Consider the following 16305-nt stretch of genomic DNA (forward strand, 5'->3'; position numbering starts at 1 on the left):
CGGCCTTATTCGGCGCGCCAGCGCGGCGTGCGCTTTTCAAGGAACGACGACACGCCGTCGCGGCCCTCTTCGCTCGCGCGAATCCGCGCGATGCGAACGGCGGTGTCTTCGATCAATGTGTCGTCTATCGTTTCGCCCGCCACGTCCTGCACGAGCTGCTTGCATTCGCGCACGGCGTTCGGGCTGTTCGCGCACAGCGTGGCGGCAATGCGCTGCACGGTGGCGTCGAGCGCGTCGGCGCTCACGGCCTCGCTCACGAGACCGAGCCGCAGCGCCGTCGCGCAGTCGAATGCCTCGGCCGTGACGAAGTAACGTCGCGACGCCTGTTCGCCGAGCGCGCGGATCACATACGGCGCGATCGTGGCGGGCATGAGGCCGAGGCGCGCTTCGGACAGGCAGAAGTTCGCGGTTTCCACCGCCACCACGATGTCGGCGGCGCACACGAGCCCCATGCCGCCCGCGTAGGCGTCGCCATGCACGCGCGCGACCACGGGCTTCGGGCAGCGATACACGGCCGAGAGCATGTGCGCGAGGCGCAGCGCGTCCGCGCGATTCTCCTCGTCGGAATAGCCCGCCATCTTGCGCATCCAGTTCAGGTCGGCGCCCGCGCAAAAAGCCTTGCCGTTGCCGGCGAGCACGATCGCGCGTACATCGTCGCGCGTGCCGAGCGCGGTGAAGGCCGCCGTTACCTCCGCGATCATCGTCTCGTTGAACGCGTTGCGCACGTCGGGGCGATTGAGCGTGACGGTCGCCACATGCCCGGCGACTTCCACGGTGAGCGTTTCGTATTGCATCGTCTGGCCCTCAATGCATCACATGCGGAACACGCCGAAGCGCGTGTCCTCGATCGGCGCGTTCATCGTCGCCGACAGACCGAGACCGAGCACGTCGCGCGTTTGCGCCGGATCGATCACGCCGTCGTCCCACAGGCGCGCGCTGGCGTAATACGGATGGCCCTGGAGTTCGTACTGGTCGCGGATCGGCTGCTTGAACGCCTCTTCTTCGTCGGCGCTCCACGTGCCGCCCTTCGCCTCGATGCCGTCGCGGCGCACAGTGGCGAGCACGGATGCGGCCTGCTCGCCGCCCATCACCGAAATGCGCGCATTCGGCCACATCCAGAGAAAGCGCGGCGAATACGCGCGGCCGCACATGCCGTAATTGCCCGCGCCGAACGAGCCGCCGATGATGACCGTAAACTTCGGCACCTTCGCCGTGGCCACCGCCGTCACCATCTTCGCGCCATTGCGCGCAATGCCCTCGTTCTCGTACTTGCGGCCCACCATGAAGCCCGTGATGTTTTGCAGGAATACGAGCGGGATCTTGCGCTGGCAGCACAGCTCGATAAAGTGCGTGCCCTTCAACGCCGATTCGGAGAACAAGATACCGTTGTTCGCGACGATGCCCACCGGGTGGCCCCAGATGTGCGCAAAGCCGGTCACCAGCGTGGTGCCGTAGCGCGCCTTGAATTCGTCGAAGGCGGAGTCGTCCACGATGCGCGCGATCACCTCGCGCACGTCGAAGGGCTTGCGCGTGTCCACGGGAATCACGCCGTACAGGCTCTTTGCGTCGTAGCGCGGCGGCAGCGGCTCGCGCAGCACCACGGGGGGCGTTTTCGTGCGATTCAGATTGCCGACGATCGAACGGGCGATCGCCAACGCGTGCGGGTCGTTCTGCGCGAGATGATCGACCACGCCGGACAGACGCGTGTGCACGTCGCCGCCGCCCAGGTCCTCAGCGCTCACTTCCTCGCCCGTCGCAGCTTTCACGAGCGGCGGGCCACCGAGAAAAATCGTGCCCTGGTTCTTCACGATGATCGACTCGTCGCTCATGGCCGGCACATACGCGCCGCCGGCCGTGCACGAGCCCATCACCACGGCGATCTGCGGAATGCCCTGCGAGGAGAGATTCGCCTGGTTGAAGAAAATGCGGCCGAAGTGATCGCGGTCGGGAAAGACTTCGTCCTGGTTAGGCAGGTTCGCGCCGCCCGAGTCGACGAGATACACGCAAGGCAGATTGTTTTCCTGCGCGATTTCCTGAGCGCGCACGTGCTTCTTCACGGTCACCGGATAATACGTGCCGCCCTTGACCGTGGCGTCGTTGCAGACGATCACGCACTCCTGGCCCGCAATGCGGCCAATGCCCGTGATGATGCCCGCGCCCGGCGCGTCGTCGTTGTACATGCCGTAGGCCGCGAGTTGCGAGAACTCCAGAAACGGCGTGCCCGGATCGAGCAGTTGCGCGATACGGTCGCGCGGCAGCAGCTTGCCACGCGAGAGGTGCTTGTCGCGCGCGGCCTCGCCGCCGCCAAGCGATAGCTTCTGGATCTTCTCACGCAGGTCCGCAACCACCGCCTCAAGCGCCGCCGTATTGGCCTTGAAGTCTTCCGAGCGCGGATTGAGCTTCGATTCGATAACCGGCATCCTGTCCTCCCTCAATCATCCAGGATTACATCGTTTCCGCGAACAGCTCGCGGCCGATCAGCATGCGGCGAATCTCGCTCGTGCCCGCGCCGATTTCGTAGAGCTTCGCGTCGCGCCAGAGACGCCCCACCGGATACTCATTGATATAGCCGTTGCCGCCCAGGATCTGGATCGCCTCGCCCGCCATCCACGTGGCCTTTTCGGCCGTGTAGAGAATCACGCCCGCGCAGTCCTTGCGCACCTGGCGCACGTGGTCCTTGCCGAGCGTGTCGAGCTGGCGGCCCACGGCGTAGAGATACGCGCGGCACGCCTGGTACGTGGTGTAGAGGTCGGCGACCTTGCCCTGAATGAGCTGGAATTCGCCGATAGCCTGACCGAACTGCTTGCGGTCGTGGATGTACGGCACGACGGCATCCATGACCGCGGCCATGATGCCCGTGGGGCCGCCCGCGAGCACCGCGCGCTCGTAGTCGAGACCGCTCATCAGCACCTTCACGCCGCCGTTGAGTTGGCCGAGGATGTTTTCCTCAGGCACTTCCACGTCCTGGAACACGAGTTCGCCCGTATGCGAGCCGCGCATGCCGAGCTTGTCGAGCTTTTGGGCAACCGAAAAGCCCTTCATGCCCTTTTCGACGATGAACGCCGTCATGCCGCGCGAGCCCGCTTCGGGGTCGGTTTTCGCGTACACGACCAGCGTGTCGCAGTCCGGGCCGTTGGTGATCCACATCTTCGTGCCGTTGAGCACGTAGCGGTCGCCCTTCTTTTCCGCGCGCAGTTTCATGCTCACGACGTCCGAGCCCGCATTCGGCTCGCTCATGGCGAGCGCGCCGATATGTTCGCCCGAGACGAGCTTGGGCAGGTACTTGCGCTTTTGCGCCTCGGTGCCGTTGCGGTGGATCTGGTTCACGCACAGGTTCGAATGTGCGCCGTATGAGAGGCCGACCGAGGCCGATGCGCGCGAGATTTCCTCCATCGCGACCATGTGGGCGGTGTAGCCCATGTTCGCGCCGCCGTACTCCTCCGAGACGGTCATGCCGAGCACGCCCAGGTCGCCGAACTTGCGCCAGAGGTCCATCGGGAACTGGTCGGTGCGGTCGATTTCCCCCGCGCGCGGCGCGATTTCCTTCGCCGCGAAGCCTGCAATGCTGTCGCGCAGCATTTCGACTTCTTCGCCAAGCGGGAACTGCAAACCGGGTACGTTGCTCATGAAAGTCTCCTCGGATTCGTCGGTACGGGCCTATCTCGCCCCATGGACGCACATTTCACGCCACATTTACGTTAACGTCAATAGGTATTTTTGAGCGTCGCTCAACTTCTTGAAAAGACGAAATTTCCTTGTCTGAACGCGATTCTTTCACCGATAATGGATTTCATCCCAGACGTAAACTGAATCGAACTCAACATGCAAGCCGACGCCCAGAAAGCCGTCCTGCCCGCGTCGCGCCGCCAGCCGGCGGGCCGCAAGTCGCAGCAGCGCGTGCGCGAAATCCTCCAGGCGGGGCGCGATGTGTTCTCCGAAAAGGGCTACGCACGCGCCACCACGGCCGAGATCGCCCAGCGGCTCGGGGTGTCCGAGGCGACTGTGTTCAGCTACTTTCGGGGCAAACGGGAGTTGTGTGCGCGCGTGATCGGCGACTGGTATGACGAATCGATCGCGGCGATCGAAGGCGGACTGCCGCGCGACGGCACCGTGCGCCAGCAGTTTGCTTTCATCGTGCGCATGCATTTGCAGTTGATGCTGGAAAGCGGCACCGGCATTTGCGAGCTGGTGCTCTCGGAAGGCCGTACGCGCCACCACGACCTGAGCGAGGCGCTCACCGAGATGCAGCGCCGCTACACGGCGCCGCTCATGCGCGTGCTCGCGCGCGGCCAGGAGAACGGCCAGATCCGCACCGACCTGCCGCTGCGCCTGTTGCGTTCCCTGGTGTTCGGGCCGATGGAGCACGTGCTGTGGGATGCGACGCTCGCCAACCGCCGCACCGATATCGACGCCACCGCCGACCGGCTCGTGGACGCCCTCTGGTCGGCCCTCCAGCCGCCCAACCTGGAACTCGCCGCGCTCGCGCAGTTCAGCCAGGACGTGGGCGAGGCGCTGCACCGGCTGGAGCGCGAGCGCGCGGCGCGCAAGACTCCCGCGGCATAACGCGCCGCGCCCGCCTCTTCAGACCGCCGCCGCCGCTTGCGCCACACGAGCGCAAAGGCAAGCGGGATCGAGCAGCATCAGCGTGCCTTTCCCCGGCAGTTCCACGGCTTCGTGCATGTCGTTATGCACGCGCGTGTTCTCGCCACGCGTGAAGGCCGACGGCATGTCAAGCTGCGCCGCGCCATTGAGCGTGACGATGTCCTCCACCGCATCGACAAGCAGTCCGTACTTTTCCCGCTCGTATTCGACGATAAGCACTTTCGCGCGCGACAGATCCTCATAGGGCGGCATGCCGTACATCCCGCGCACGTCGATCACGGTCACGAGCACGCTGCGCAGGTTGAGCACGCCGCGCACGAATTCGGGCAGCCCCGGCGTGCTCACGATATCGTCGCGATAGTCGATCACCTCGCGCAATTGCGCAATGCGCACGCCGATCAACTGGCCGATGCGAAACGTGACGAGCGTTTGCCGCGCGCCCGCACCGCGCTTTTGCTCGGCCTGCGCCAGCGCGTTGCGGTACAGATCGCGATGCCCAACGGCCAGCGCAACGATGCGTTCGTTGTCGAATAGCGCGGTCGCGTTCATGAGTAGCACGCCCGCGCGTCCTTCTGCGGCCAGATAGCCCGCGAACAGCGCGCGTTGCGCGTTGCCGCCGTAGGTCGGCATGGCGAGCAGTTCCTCGTCGTGGTACGCCACGATGCTCGCGACTTCGTCCACCAGCAAGCCGAAGTGCAGATCGTTGCGATGAAGCACGACGATGCGCCGTTCGTCCGCGCGCGCATCCTCGGCGCGCTCGCGCGCGAAGCCGAGGAACGCGCCGAAATCGAGCACCGGAATGGTCGCGCCACGCAGATTCAGCATGCCGATGCACACCTCGTCGGCGAGCGGCGAATGCTGCAACGGCGGCACGCGAATAATTTCCTGAATCGCGTCCATCGGCAGCGCGAGCGCCGTGCCCCCCACCTTGAACGACACGTTCTGGCGCCGCTGCCCCTGGTGCGCGCGCCGTTCGCTCACACGCGGCGCCGTTTGCGCGAGATGCGGCACGTCGCGCAAGCCGAGCAGCACGGCGGGCGCCAACACTTGCAAAATGCGTTCGCCGCCGTCGAGCTTGAGCACCGCGCCGATCGCGGCGGGCGTGCCGCCCTCGGGCGTGGCGAGCGCGATGACCTGATCGCGCGGCACGCGCAGGATCTCGCCCGTGGCGTCGAACTGGAGCCCCACGCGCACGCCGCCGGTCTCGACGATGGCCACCTTGCGCGTCGCACTCGTGCTTTGCGCGTGCAAGTTCAGCAACTGCCGCAGATCGACCACGGGAATCAGCGTGCCGCGCAGGTTGAACAGCCCGAGCAGGTACGGCGGCGCGAGCGGCACCGGCGTGAGCGCCTCGGGATGGTTGACCACTTCCTGCAACGCCGCAACCGGCAATGCCAATTCGGCGCCCGCGAGATGAAACGAGCCGTAAAGCTCGATATTCGGCCCCGCTGCAAGCGAACGTAGACTCATCTCGTGACTCCGTATCAGGCCAAAGGCGAGGACGACGTTGACGGCTGCGGCGCGGCGGTGCGCGAGAAATGGCGCACGGCGTAGTGATGCTGCTCGCAGTCGATGGTCAACTGGCGTCCGCACTCGCCGCCCACGTCGACATGCACGACTTTCAGGCGCGTATTGGCGAGCATCTGGCGCGCCATGCGAACGTTCAGTTCTCCGATGGGTTCGTGTATCGTCGTGCGGTGGTGCATCATGTTCGCGCCGCCCGCGAGCACGGCCTCGATTTCCCCCTCGGCGGCCCCATCCGCGTGCATCATGGCCAGCAGCTTCGGCAACGCTTCGATCACGTATTTCGCGCCGTTGCCCGCTTGTGGAGCGGCAGGCGCCGCGCCGCGCGCGACGCCCATCGGCTCGGGCAAGAGGCAATGCGCGAGCCCGTAGGTTCCGCGCGAGCGCCACAGCAAGCCAATGCCTACGCACGAGCCCAGCGTCGCACGCAGGATCTTCGCATCTTCGCCGCTGCTCACGGCGATCTCGCACATTCTCACCTGCACGTCATGCGGGTTGCTCATGCTCACGCTCCTCGTTGCGATAGATGAGCGGCTGCTCGAAGGCGAATCCGGTCGCGACGCGGCTGAGCGACTCGGACTCGCCCACGATCAGCACCGCGCCCGGCCGCATCGCGCGACGCACGTTTGCGAGCACCGCCTTCTGGCCTTCGAGATCGAAATAAATCAGCACGTTGCGCAACAACACCAGGTCGAACGCGCCGAGATCGCGCGGCGTGTCGTAGAGGTTATGCCGACGGAACGTCACCTGCGCACGCAGGGTGTCGTTGACGGTAATGCCGGCGGCGTCGCTGCGAAAATACTTTTGCACGAGTTCGGGCCGCTGCTGGCGCACCCCCTCCATGCTGCGCCCGCCGTAGTGACCGGCGCGCGCGTTCGCGAGAATGCCGTCCGAGATATCGGTGCCGACAATCGCGTAGCGCAACGCGGGATGCTGCGCGCGGCGCTCCTCGCAAAGCATGGCTGTCGTCCACGCTTCCTCGCCACTCGAAGCCGCCGCCGACCAGATGCGCAAGCTCTCGCCGGGCCGCGCCGCGCTCCACCGCGGCAGGAATTCGCACGCCAGATACTCCCAGATGCGCGGCGTGCGAAAGAACGACGTTTCGTTCGTCGTGACCAGATCGATAAAGTCACGCACCTCGTCCGCGCTCGTGTCGAGCACGCGCAGGTAGTCGCCATAGTCGGGCAAGCCGAGCGTCATGATGCGGCGGCGCAAGCGGCCCTTGAGCATGGTCCACTTGCGCTCGTTCATCGCAATGCCCGTATGACGGCGCACCTGCTCGAACAGCGCGCGGCGCACCGCCGGTTCGGCATCCTGATCGATATCCACTGCCACCTCCGGGCTTCACACCACGAAGCGCGCCACCGTAGTGTCGAGCCCTTCCGCGCCGCCCCTGAGCGAGGCCGCAGCGCGCGCGATCGTGTCGCACGCGCCCGCCGACTTCTCGGTTTCCTCCGCCACCTGCTGGATCGCGGCGCTCACTTCGCGCGCGGCGATGAGTTGCTCGTCGGCGCCGCAGGAAATTTCCGAAATGGCTTGCGTCGTGCGGCTCACGCCGGCCACGATCTTCTCGAACGCCTCGCCCGCCTGCTTCGAAATCTCGCTGCCCTGCGCCACGCGCTTGACCGACTCGTTGATGAGCTTCGAGATTTCCTTGGTGGCCTGCGAGGAACGTTCCGCCAGCTTGCGCACCTCGTCGGCGACCACGGAGAAGCCCAAGCCGTGCTCGCCCGCGCGCGCCGCCTCGATCGCGGCGTTGAACGCGAGCAGGTTGGTCTGGCTCGCGATCTCGCCGATCACCTTGATGATCTCGGCAATGTCCTCCGACGAGCGGTTGATGAGTTCCATCGCCTCGATCGAACGGGTCACGGCTTTCGCGCCGCGTTCGGCTTCCTGCTGGGTGTCCTTGGCAAGCTGATCGGCGCCGCGCGAATTGTCGGCAATCGAATTGATCGATGCGGTCAGCTCCTCGATCGACGCGTTCATTTCCTCCACGGTCGCGCCGAGCAACTGCGCGCCGCTCGCCACGGTGTCCGCGCGCGCCGCGATATCCTGCGACGAGCCCTTGAACGTGCCGGCCGATTCGACCACCTTGCCGATCACGCCCGCAAGATCGGTCATCATCCCCTTGATCCCGGCGGCAAGCTGGTCGATCGGCTGCTCGCCGCTCACCTCGACCGCGCCCGTCAGGTCGCCGGCCGCCGCGCGGCTCACGACCGCGAGCAGTTTCTCGACCTTGCGCTGATCGTCCTGCGCGCGCAGCTTCACGCTCTCTTCCAGTTCGACCTGGGCGCTCACGTCGTTGGCGAACTTGATGACCTTGTAGAGGCGGCCGTTCACGTCGAAGATCGGGTTGTAGGTCGCCTGGATCCACACCACGCGCCCGCCCTTGGCAATGCGCTTGTAGCGCCCCGAGTCGAATTCGCCGCGATTGAGCTTGGCCCAGAACTCGCGATAATCGGGGCTGCCCGCGTACGCCTCTTCGCAGAACAAGCGGTGATGCTTGCCGAGAATTTCCTCCAGGCGGTAGCCGAGCGTGTCGAGGAAATTCTGGTTCGCATGGAGCACGATGCCGCCCGTGTCGAACTCGATCACCGCCTGTGCCTTGTCGATGGCGCGCAAGCGCCCCTCGTATTCGGCATGCTGCTGCTTGACCGCGGTGATGTCCGTGGCGAACTTGATGACCTTGTAAGGCCGCCCGTCGTCGCCGATCACCGGGTTGTACGAGGCGTTGATCCAGATTTCCCGGCCGCCGCGCCCAAAACGCCGGTACTCGCCGCGATCGTACTCGCCGCGGCCCAGGCGTTCCCAGAACTGGCGGTAGGCCTCGGTTCGAGCATAGTCAGGATCACAAAAAATGCGGTGATGCTTGCCGCGCACTTCCTCGAGCGTATAGCCGAGCGTGGCGAGAAAATTGTCGTTGGCGTGGAGAATGTTGCCTTGAAGATCGAATTCGATTACGGCCTGCACGCGATGCAAAGCGGCATTGACCGCGCTCAATTCGAGAAATTCGAGCTGCCGGTCCGGCGTCGATTGTTCCATGGTCTTCCCTCGCTTTGGTTTTGCTTTCGAATCGCTTCGGATTCCGGCGAGCCTCCCGCACTGTGCGGTCGGTTTCTCTCAGATTATTTTGTGTGCTTCTCACACGCGAACGTGCCCTCTCTTACCGGTGCTATAACGGCGCTTCCACAGTCAACTTGACCAGGGGTTCTTCCAGGGCAAACGTTTTCTTCGCCCCCGGAAAAGCGCACGAATGGTTGATTTGTCCACGGATGCGGGCGCCGCATTGCAGCCTCTCATTCAATGAACGATTCGTAATATAAATATCATTTTGCATAATTAATATTCGAAACTCATTAAGCGGTATGTTTCCAGTCCTTCATAAAGAAAAAAGCGCACTTTTCAGTGCGCTTTCAGTGCTGGGGATGAGCCGTGCGGTTAGCGGGTCATGTAGGCCACATAGGGACCGGTCCCGCCGCCTGCCGAACGCGAACCCTCGATGCCGTAGTAGACCTTGCGGCCCAGAAAGAACGGGAAGCCGAGATCGACCGTCTGCGCCATGTAGGCGGTGAGGTTGTTGAAGGCGAAGTTGGGCGAGGCAAGCAGCGCGATCGCGTTGCCAATATTCACCGTCACGCTTTCGCTTGCGCCCGTGGCGTCGTTCAGCACGACGTTGCGCGTCCATTCGCCCGGCGGCGCGAAGAATCCGTTGAACTGCATGATCGAGGTGTCGTCAAAAAATATCACGTTCGACCCCGAATCGATGAACCCCGGCACCGGGCTCGTGCCGCTGTACTTCGCGACGAAATTGCCGTAGCTGTCCGTCGCCAGCACCGTGGCGCCTACGCCGCTCAGTGCGTTGTTCGCCTGGGTATCGACGCCGAACGTGAGCGTGCCGCTTACCGAACTCGCGCCGCGCGACGCGACCGCGGGCATTTCGACGATCACGCCGTTGTTGTCGAGCGGAAACAGCGCGACGGGATTGATGATCTGGCGGGCGAGCGGTATCGCAACGGGTTTGGCCGGATTGGCATCGGCATAGTAGTAGCCCGCGAGCGGCGAAGCGGCGCATGCGGGGCCGCAGTCGTAGCGCGCCGTGCCGATGCCGAGAATGCCGTTCGCGCCCAGCACGGCCGGCGAGCTCAGCGCCGTGTTCCACACGCAGGCGTCCGGCGTCGCGGAAACAATGGCCGGGTCGCTCATCACCTGGATCGGCACGGCGGCCGCGATTTCCTGCGAGAGCTTGACGTCGGCGTTGCGCAGGCTGCCCCACGTATGACCGGAGCCGAACGCCGCACACACGCCTACGCGGTTCCCGCCAGCGGCATCGGTTTGCACCGGAAGCGCGGCCAGGGTCGCGGGCGGGATGGTCGACGCAAAGAGGCGCAGGCCGAACGACCCGGTGTCGAGCAACACGTTGTCGATCGTGGCGCAGTTGGTGCGCGCGCTGCTGTTCGGCTGGCAGATCGTCACGCTCACGAGCGGGAAGTTGCGCACGCCCGTTGCCGAGGAAACCAGCACGGGAACCGTGTTGCCCGGATCGGCGGTTGCGCCGCCGCCAGGGTTGGCGGCGGTGCCGGAAGCAGCGGCGTCGGGCGCGCCCGAGCCGGAATCGCCCGTGCCGGAGCCGCCCGATGGGGTACTTCCCGATGGGGTACTTCCCGATGGGGTACTTCCCGATGCGGTGCTTCCCGATGCGGTGCTTCCGGATGCGCCACCCGCCGATGCCGCGCCCGATGCGTTATCCGAACCTGAAGCGCCAGCGGCCGGAGCGCCGCTGCCGTTACCCGCTGCCGATGCCCCCGAAGGCGCTGACGCCGCGGCGCCGGAGCTGCCATCGGCCGGCCCGGCTGCGTTCTTGCCGCCGGTTGTGCCCGCACCCGTTGTCGCCGGTGCGCCGCTGTCCCCGCCACCGCCGCATGCGGCCAGCGCGACGCTCAGCATGAGCGCCGAAATCACTGCGATTCGTTTCATTGCGTTCCCCGTTGCATTACTGGATCTGGTCGGCTGTGACGCCCTGCGGCAGCGCCTTCGGTAGCCACGCGCGGCCGGTCAGCGCGCCCATATGACCGCCCGACTCGACGACGAGATCGTCCTCACGCACCGCGACGGGTCCATAGCCGCCGCCGCGTGCGGCCTGTGCGCTGGCGAGTCCTTTCTGCCAGGCCGGGAAATATCCGCCGAGCAGCGTTTCGAGCGATCCGATGCGAGGGCCGCGCCACGACACCGCGAAAGCAACGCCCTTCGCGTCGAGGTATTCGCGGATCGTCGTGCCGTTCGCGAGCGTCGTGGTATTGACGGTGTAGGGGGCGGTCGCGGTCTTGCCCGCAGCCATGAGACGAGCCTCGGGCGCGCTGCGCACGCCCGCGTAGGTCGGCGCACCGCCTAGCGCCGCCCAGGCCGGCGACGCCGCGAGCAGCGATCCCGTGATAAGACAAGTAAGATTTTTCTTCATGTCGTAGTCCTTATTATTTATAGAAGCGCACGACGTCGCGCTCTGACCGTCAAGCGTCAAGAGTCTATGTCAAGCTGACGGACGGCCTACATGCAGAAAGTCGAAATTGCTTTTTGATATGTTTGGGTATGACGCGTCGTGCGGACCCGCATAGCCGGGTCAGCAGACAGCGGGGACTTCGCTATCCAATTGTTACAGGCAGGCGGCGCGCGTTTGCGCAAACAGAGACCACGAAGCAAGCCGTTGCGCGCCGTTCACAACGCGGGCGGCTTTTGGCGCCGCAATCACGGCAAAACCTGTAACAACTCGAAAAATCGGTGCAACGCGCGTAATTGCATTGATCGCGCCAATGTCATAGCGTTTCATAATTGGCGGGCGTGCGCCGTTGCCCCTGCCCGCCCGTTTCCGGAGATCCTGTGTGAGAAGGTCCAAACTGTTACTCGGCGCCGTTGCGGCCGCGCTCGCCGGCGCGACGGGCGCGGCGCACGCGGCGCATGTCGGCGTGTTCGTCAGCGGCGGCGTACCCTACTACTACCCGGTTGCGCCCGCGCCCTACTACTACGGGCCGCCGCCCGTCATCGTCGCGCCGCCCGCGCCGCAGGCGCCCGACTATATCGAGCAGGGCGATCCGCAAGGCGGCGCGCCCGCAATGGACCCGCAAGGCCCCGATATGGCGGACAACCAGCAGGAAAACAGCGACACCTGGTTCTACTGCGACGCCACGAAAACCTACTATCCGTATGTGAAGCAATGCACGTCGGGCTGGCGCGCGGTTCCCGCCCAGCCGGCGCCCTCGAACTGAACACCTTGACGATATCGAGCCGCACATGAAATACACCTATCTCGCGCTACTCGCCACGGCAGGGCTGCTGAGCGCCTGCGCCGTGGTCCCAACCGGGCCGAGCGTGATGGCGCTGCCGGGCACAGGCAAGACCTTCGACCAGTTCCGCGCCGACGACTTCAACTGCCGCCAGTTCGCCTTCCAGCAAGTGGGCGGCGTCTCCACCAACCAGGCGGCCACGGCCTCCGGCGTAGGCAGCGCCGTGGTCGGCACGGCGCTTGGCGCCGCCGCGGGCGCGGCATTCGGCGGCGGGCAGGGCGCGGCCATCGGCGCGGGCGCGGGCCTGCTCGCGGGCAGCGCGGTCGGCATGGGCAACGCACAAGGGTCGTCGTGGGACGTGCAACGCCGTTACGACTACGCTTATCTGCAATGCATGTATGCATCGGGCAACCGCATTCCCGCGCCCGGCAACATGGTGATGACGCAACCCCAGCAATTCCAGAGCGCGCCGCAGCAGCGCTTTTTGCCGCCGCCCCCGCCAGGGTCGCCCCCGCCGCCGCCGAGCGGGTATTGACGCTGTAAAGGAAAACGCGAGGCAAGCGCGCATGCGCCGGCCTCGCGTTTCGTGCAGCGGTCAAACTCACGCGCGCCACGCTTGCTGCGAGCGCGCGTTTTACTTTGCATTCCGAATATTATTTCGCGGGTAAGTCGAGCGTCTTGCCGTTCCACACCACGCGGCGCATTTCACCCGTTTGCGTGTCGATGAGCGTCATCTGCTGGGCGGCATGCACGGCATCGAGCTTGCCGCCGCCGTCGGGTTTCGACTTCGTTTCGAGCAGCGGCTGCAACACCGGCGCGAGCGATTTGAGCAACTGCACCGACAACGCGCTCGTGAACGTGTAGCGCGCCGCATACGGCTCATGCACCCAGGCCGTGAGCGTGCCGTAGAAGCGGTCGCCGATCACGAACACGAAGGTCGCGCTGCGGTTCACCTTGCGCGACTCGATGAGCCGCGCGCCCGGCGCATACACATTGAAACGCTGGTCGCCGGTGCCGGTCTTGCCGTACACGGGCAGCGTCTTGCCGTCGGGCAGCGTCAAGCCTTCAGCGAGCCGCTTGGCCGTGCCGCCCTCCACCACGGATGTCAGCAACTCGCGCACCACCTGTGAAATCTCCGGCGAGACCAGCGGCTGCGGCGGCGTAGCCGCGTGCACGAAGCGGGTTTCGTAAGGCGTGCCGCGCGCGAATTCGAGCGAATCGAAACTATGCGTCGGCAGCTTTTCGCCGTTGCTGGAGATCAGGCCGATGAGCTGCGCCAACGCCGCCGGCCGGTCGCCCGAAGCGCCGATCGCCGCACCGTAGGAAGGCGTGATGCTGTCGAACGGATAGCCGAGCGCGCGCCATGACTTGCCGATTGCGTCGTACGCGCGCAACTCGATCATGTGGCGAATGCGCCGGTTCTGCGTGGCGTGGTACTTCGTCTTGAACAGCCACTTATAGGTGTAAAGGCGCGTATCGTGGCTCTCCTGCTGAACTTGTGCGAGCGTCGCATCCGGGTGCGCGCGCAAATAGTTCAGGAGCCACAGTTCGAGCGGATGAATGCCCGCGATATAGCCGCGATCATTGAGGTCGAATTTGTCGATCGCGTACTTGTCGTAATAGTGCGCGAGGTCTTCGTCGTCGAGCCACTGGAATTTCGTGTTCTTCAGTTGCGCGCGCATCTGTGCGTTGAACCACGGCTGCGTGCCGCCAGGGTTCACGCTGCGCAACACGGTGGCAATGCGCGCCGGACCCTTGCGCGTGTGCTGCAACAGGGTCGCCAGCGCCTCGTCGTTGCTCTTGCCCGCGTAGCGCGTATAGAAGCGCTTCATGTAGACCTGGCTTTCTCCGTCGGCGAACTGCGTGAGGAAGCGGCTGCGCACGGCGGGGTCGTCGAGCCACTGCGCGGGCGGGCCCGAAGTCTGGATCATTTCGTAGTGCACGATATCGCGCATGAGCCGCACGAACACGAGGTTCACCGAGTGCTGGAACGCGCGGTGCACGGTGAGGATCTGCGCGTTGTCGCTCGACTCGAAATTGTTGAAGCTCTGCGCGCCGCCGCCCGTATAGAAGGTCTCGCCAGGGCTGGCCGAATACTTGCGCTCCACAGCCGCTTCGAGCATCGAGGGCAGCGAGCGGTCCGATGTCTTCGAGAGATAGTCGATCGCCCAGCGCGTGAGCGCATCGCTCGGATCGACCTGCGGCAGCGCGGCGCGCAGCGTCTTCGCGTCCTGGTCGGCGTACTTGTCGTGCAGCGCGGTCACGATCTGGAGATACGTCACGAGCGTGCGCAGCTTGGCCGTCGAGCCGAGGTTCAGCCGCGCGCCCGAGTTGATGTCGAACGGCTCGTTCACGCTATCCGTCTGCACGCGCACGAGGTTCTCGCCGTTGCTGCGCTCGAACAGCGTGAAGCTGTAGGCGATCTTCGAAGGGTCGTCGGCGGGGCGCAGCATTTCGAAGCCCACGAGGCCCGCCTGGCGCGCGCCGTCCTTCGTCGCGGCGTCGGCAAGACGGTCGCTCACGGCCTGCTGCACGCTGTCGTTCAGCGTCGCCGTGGCGGAGAGATCGAGTCGGTCGAGGTCGTAGAGCGTCGTCAGACCGAGTGCCTGCATGAGTTGCGTGCGCAACGTCAGCACCGCCTTGCGCTCGACATACGAAACCGGCGCACGCGGTTGCGGCTTCGAGCGGTCGAGCGTGAGTTGCGCGGAGAGCGCGGCGTCGCGCAGCGCGGGAGGAATCACGCCGCCCGCGCCGAGCAGGCGCACGTAGCTGTCGGTGAGCTTCGCCAGCGCCTCGTTGTTCTTTTGCAGGAAGTACGAAGGCGCGCGCTGCGCGATCAGCAGCGAGAGCACCTGGCGGAATGCGAGCGCCTGCTCGTCGAGCGTGCCCTCCGAAATCGGCGCGCGCAGGATGCGGTTGACTTCGCGGAAGTCGCGCCCGTACCACGCGGCGAGCCCGTCACCGAGACCGTTGACTTCGCCCACACCCGGCTTGGCCGAAAGCGGCACCGAGTTCAGGTAGTGCACGAGAATCTGCTGGCGCGCGGGCATGGTCTGCGGGCCGTCCAGATAGGCGCGCACCGAGGCCGACGCGATCTGGCGCAGCTTCTCCGGCGGCGTGGCGGTGCGCCCGCCCGCGGAGTGGCGGAACTTCTCGATTTGCGTGGCGAGCGTGCTGCCGCCCGGCGTCTGCTGATGGCGGTCGACGATGCGCACGCCCTGGTCGACGAGCGCGCGGCTAAAGCGGCCCCAGTCGATGGCGGGGTTGCGGTTCGGCTGGTCTTCGGCGAGCAGGTATTTGTCTTCGATGAAAAGCAGCGAATTGCGCACGACCGCCGGCACGGCGTCGAAATTCTCGTAGGCGCGCTGCGGATAGCGCGTATGGAACAGCATCGCGCCGGTCGAATCGCGCAGCACGATGCCGGCCTGATCCTTTTCTTCGTAAGGCAGGAAAAGCCCCTGGTCGGCCACGGCGATCATGCGATCCGAATCGCGCGCCTGGGCGGCGATCGTGAAACCGCGTTGGGCAAGCCGGCTCTCGAATACGGGCAATTGCGCGTAACCGAGCCGCACGTCATACGGGCCGTTCGTGGTGGGAAAACGGATGCTGTGGCTCGGTCCGCTCTCGACGGTGTAGCCGATGTCGCGCGTGAGTTCGGAGAGGTAGCGCGCCTGGAGGCGCGACGTGTCGATCTCGATCTGGACAATGCGCGCGACGATGATGAGGGCGGCCAGAAACGCGACGACGAATCCCCACTTGACCCACCGCAAGAGTGAGCCAGCGCCAGTGGCGCGGAGAGGAAAGCGTACCGACGGGCGGTTCATGCGTATTCTCCTGACGTCACGTCAGACTTCGAGACGGCACCCCTAAGATAGTCTATCTCGCTCCGTAAGTTCTTGCGTGC

The 16305-nt window shown here is 65.2% G+C and carries 14 protein-coding genes; 3 read left to right on the forward strand and 11 right to left on the reverse strand.

From position 1 onward, the window contains the following. Positions 1-5: 5 nt before the first annotated feature. Genes C7402_RS25850 through C7402_RS25860 form a run of 3 tightly spaced genes read right to left on the reverse strand, consistent with a single transcriptional unit; the run spans position 6 to position 3627 of the window. Positions 6-794: an enoyl-CoA hydratase/isomerase family protein gene (locus C7402_RS25850; RefSeq protein ID WP_116612690.1), complete on the reverse strand. Its 789-nt coding sequence runs from the start codon at positions 792-794 to the stop codon at positions 6-8. 18 nt (positions 795-812) lie between these two features. Further along, a complete protein-coding gene (locus C7402_RS25855; RefSeq protein WP_116612691.1) occupies positions 813-2420 on the reverse strand; it encodes a carboxyl transferase domain-containing protein in 1608 nt (535 codons plus the stop codon). A gap of 25 nt (positions 2421-2445) precedes the next feature. Next, positions 2446-3627, reverse strand: a complete 1182-nt coding sequence (locus tag C7402_RS25860; protein WP_112170974.1) for an isovaleryl-CoA dehydrogenase — start codon at positions 3625-3627, stop codon at positions 2446-2448. 195 nt (positions 3628-3822) lie between these two features. Between C7402_RS25860 and C7402_RS25865 the strand changes: the two genes are divergently transcribed. Beyond that, positions 3823-4563: a TetR/AcrR family transcriptional regulator gene (locus C7402_RS25865; protein WP_116612692.1), complete on the forward strand. Its 741-nt coding sequence runs from the start codon at positions 3823-3825 to the stop codon at positions 4561-4563. A gap of 18 nt (positions 4564-4581) precedes the next feature. On the opposite strand, the gene C7402_RS25870 is transcribed toward C7402_RS25865, so the two are convergent. The 7 genes from C7402_RS25870 to C7402_RS47075 form a co-directional block, all read right to left on the reverse strand. Further along, the gene (locus C7402_RS25870; RefSeq protein ID WP_116612693.1) at positions 4582-6072 is read right to left on the reverse strand and encodes a chemotaxis protein CheW; all 1491 of its coding nucleotides are present in this window, start codon (positions 6070-6072) and stop codon (positions 4582-4584) included. Between the two features lie 14 nt (positions 6073-6086). Then, a complete protein-coding gene (locus C7402_RS25875; protein ID WP_116612694.1) occupies positions 6087-6629 on the reverse strand; it encodes a chemotaxis protein CheD in 543 nt (180 codons plus the stop codon). Then, entirely contained in the window at positions 6613-7455 is an 843-nt protein-coding gene (locus C7402_RS25880) for a CheR family methyltransferase (protein ID WP_116612695.1), read from the reverse strand. Before C7402_RS25880 ends, C7402_RS25875 begins: the two co-directional genes overlap by 17 nt. 15 nt (positions 7456-7470) lie before the next feature. Beyond that, positions 7471-9168 carry a methyl-accepting chemotaxis protein gene (locus C7402_RS25885; RefSeq protein ID WP_112170969.1) on the reverse strand — a complete coding sequence of 566 codons (1698 nt, stop codon included), beginning with the start codon at positions 9166-9168 and terminating at the stop codon, positions 7471-7473. Positions 9169-9564: 396 nt separating this feature from the next. After that, complete coding sequence (locus C7402_RS25890; protein ID WP_133254557.1) at positions 9565-11100, reverse strand: DUF3443 family protein; 1536 nt, start codon at positions 11098-11100, stop codon at positions 9565-9567. 16 nt (positions 11101-11116) lie between these two features. Continuing rightward, the gene (locus tag C7402_RS25895) at positions 11117-11581 is read right to left on the reverse strand and encodes a DUF2844 domain-containing protein (protein ID WP_116612697.1); all 465 of its coding nucleotides are present in this window, start codon (positions 11579-11581) and stop codon (positions 11117-11119) included. A gap of 192 nt (positions 11582-11773) precedes the next feature. After that, positions 11774-11947, reverse strand: a complete 174-nt coding sequence (locus C7402_RS47075) for a hypothetical protein (RefSeq protein WP_165842000.1) — start codon at positions 11945-11947, stop codon at positions 11774-11776. Positions 11948-11999: 52 nt separating this feature from the next. Between C7402_RS47075 and C7402_RS25900 the strand changes: the two genes are divergently transcribed. Both C7402_RS25900 and C7402_RS25905 read left to right on the forward strand, forming a co-directional pair. Next, the gene (locus C7402_RS25900; protein ID WP_116612698.1) at positions 12000-12383 is read left to right on the forward strand and encodes a hypothetical protein; all 384 of its coding nucleotides are present in this window, start codon (positions 12000-12002) and stop codon (positions 12381-12383) included. 25 nt (positions 12384-12408) lie between these two features. Then, positions 12409-12936, forward strand: a complete 528-nt coding sequence (locus C7402_RS25905) for a YMGG-like glycine zipper-containing protein (RefSeq protein WP_116612699.1) — start codon at positions 12409-12411, stop codon at positions 12934-12936. A gap of 118 nt (positions 12937-13054) precedes the next feature. Here the strand turns inward: C7402_RS25905 and C7402_RS25910 are convergent, their stop codons facing one another. Continuing rightward, positions 13055-16225, reverse strand: coding sequence for a transglycosylase domain-containing protein (locus tag C7402_RS25910; protein ID WP_116612700.1), 3171 nt, complete (start codon positions 16223-16225; stop codon positions 13055-13057). Positions 16226-16305: the final 80 nt, after the last annotated feature.

Source organism: Paraburkholderia unamae, from assembly GCF_003096875.1.
Taxonomy (GTDB): domain Bacteria; phylum Pseudomonadota; class Gammaproteobacteria; order Burkholderiales; family Burkholderiaceae; genus Paraburkholderia; species Paraburkholderia unamae.

Bases quoted from the DNA above. Each gene is read 5' to 3' on its own strand.
- C7402_RS25850 (WP_116612690.1), bottom strand. From the start codon at position 794: ATGCAATACGAAACGCTCACCGTGGAAGTCGCCGGGCATGTGGCGACC.
- C7402_RS25855 (WP_116612691.1), bottom strand. From the start codon at position 2,420: ATGCCGGTTATCGAATCGAAGCTCAATCCGCGCTCGGAAGACTTCAAG.
- C7402_RS25860 (WP_112170974.1), bottom strand. From the start codon at position 3,627: ATGAGCAACGTACCCGGTTTGCAGTTCCCGCTTGGCGAAGAAGTCGAA.
- C7402_RS25865 (WP_116612692.1), top strand. From the start codon at position 3,823: ATGCAAGCCGACGCCCAGAAAGCCGTCCTGCCCGCGTCGCGCCGCCAG.
- C7402_RS25870 (WP_116612693.1), bottom strand. From the start codon at position 6,072: ATGAGTCTACGTTCGCTTGCAGCGGGGCCGAATATCGAGCTTTACGGC.
- C7402_RS25875 (WP_116612694.1), bottom strand. From the start codon at position 6,629: ATGAGCAACCCGCATGACGTGCAGGTGAGAATGTGCGAGATCGCCGTG.
- C7402_RS25885 (WP_112170969.1), bottom strand. From the start codon at position 9,168: ATGGAACAATCGACGCCGGACCGGCAGCTCGAATTTCTCGAATTGAGC.
- C7402_RS25890 (WP_133254557.1), bottom strand. From the start codon at position 11,100: ATGAAACGAATCGCAGTGATTTCGGCGCTCATGCTGAGCGTCGCGCTG.
- C7402_RS25895 (WP_116612697.1), bottom strand. From the start codon at position 11,581: ATGAAGAAAAATCTTACTTGTCTTATCACGGGATCGCTGCTCGCGGCG.
- C7402_RS47075 (WP_165842000.1), bottom strand. From the start codon at position 11,947: ATGAAACGCTATGACATTGGCGCGATCAATGCAATTACGCGCGTTGCA.
- C7402_RS25905 (WP_116612699.1), top strand. From the start codon at position 12,409: ATGAAATACACCTATCTCGCGCTACTCGCCACGGCAGGGCTGCTGAGC.
- C7402_RS25910 (WP_116612700.1), bottom strand. From the start codon at position 16,225: ATGAACCGCCCGTCGGTACGCTTTCCTCTCCGCGCCACTGGCGCTGGC.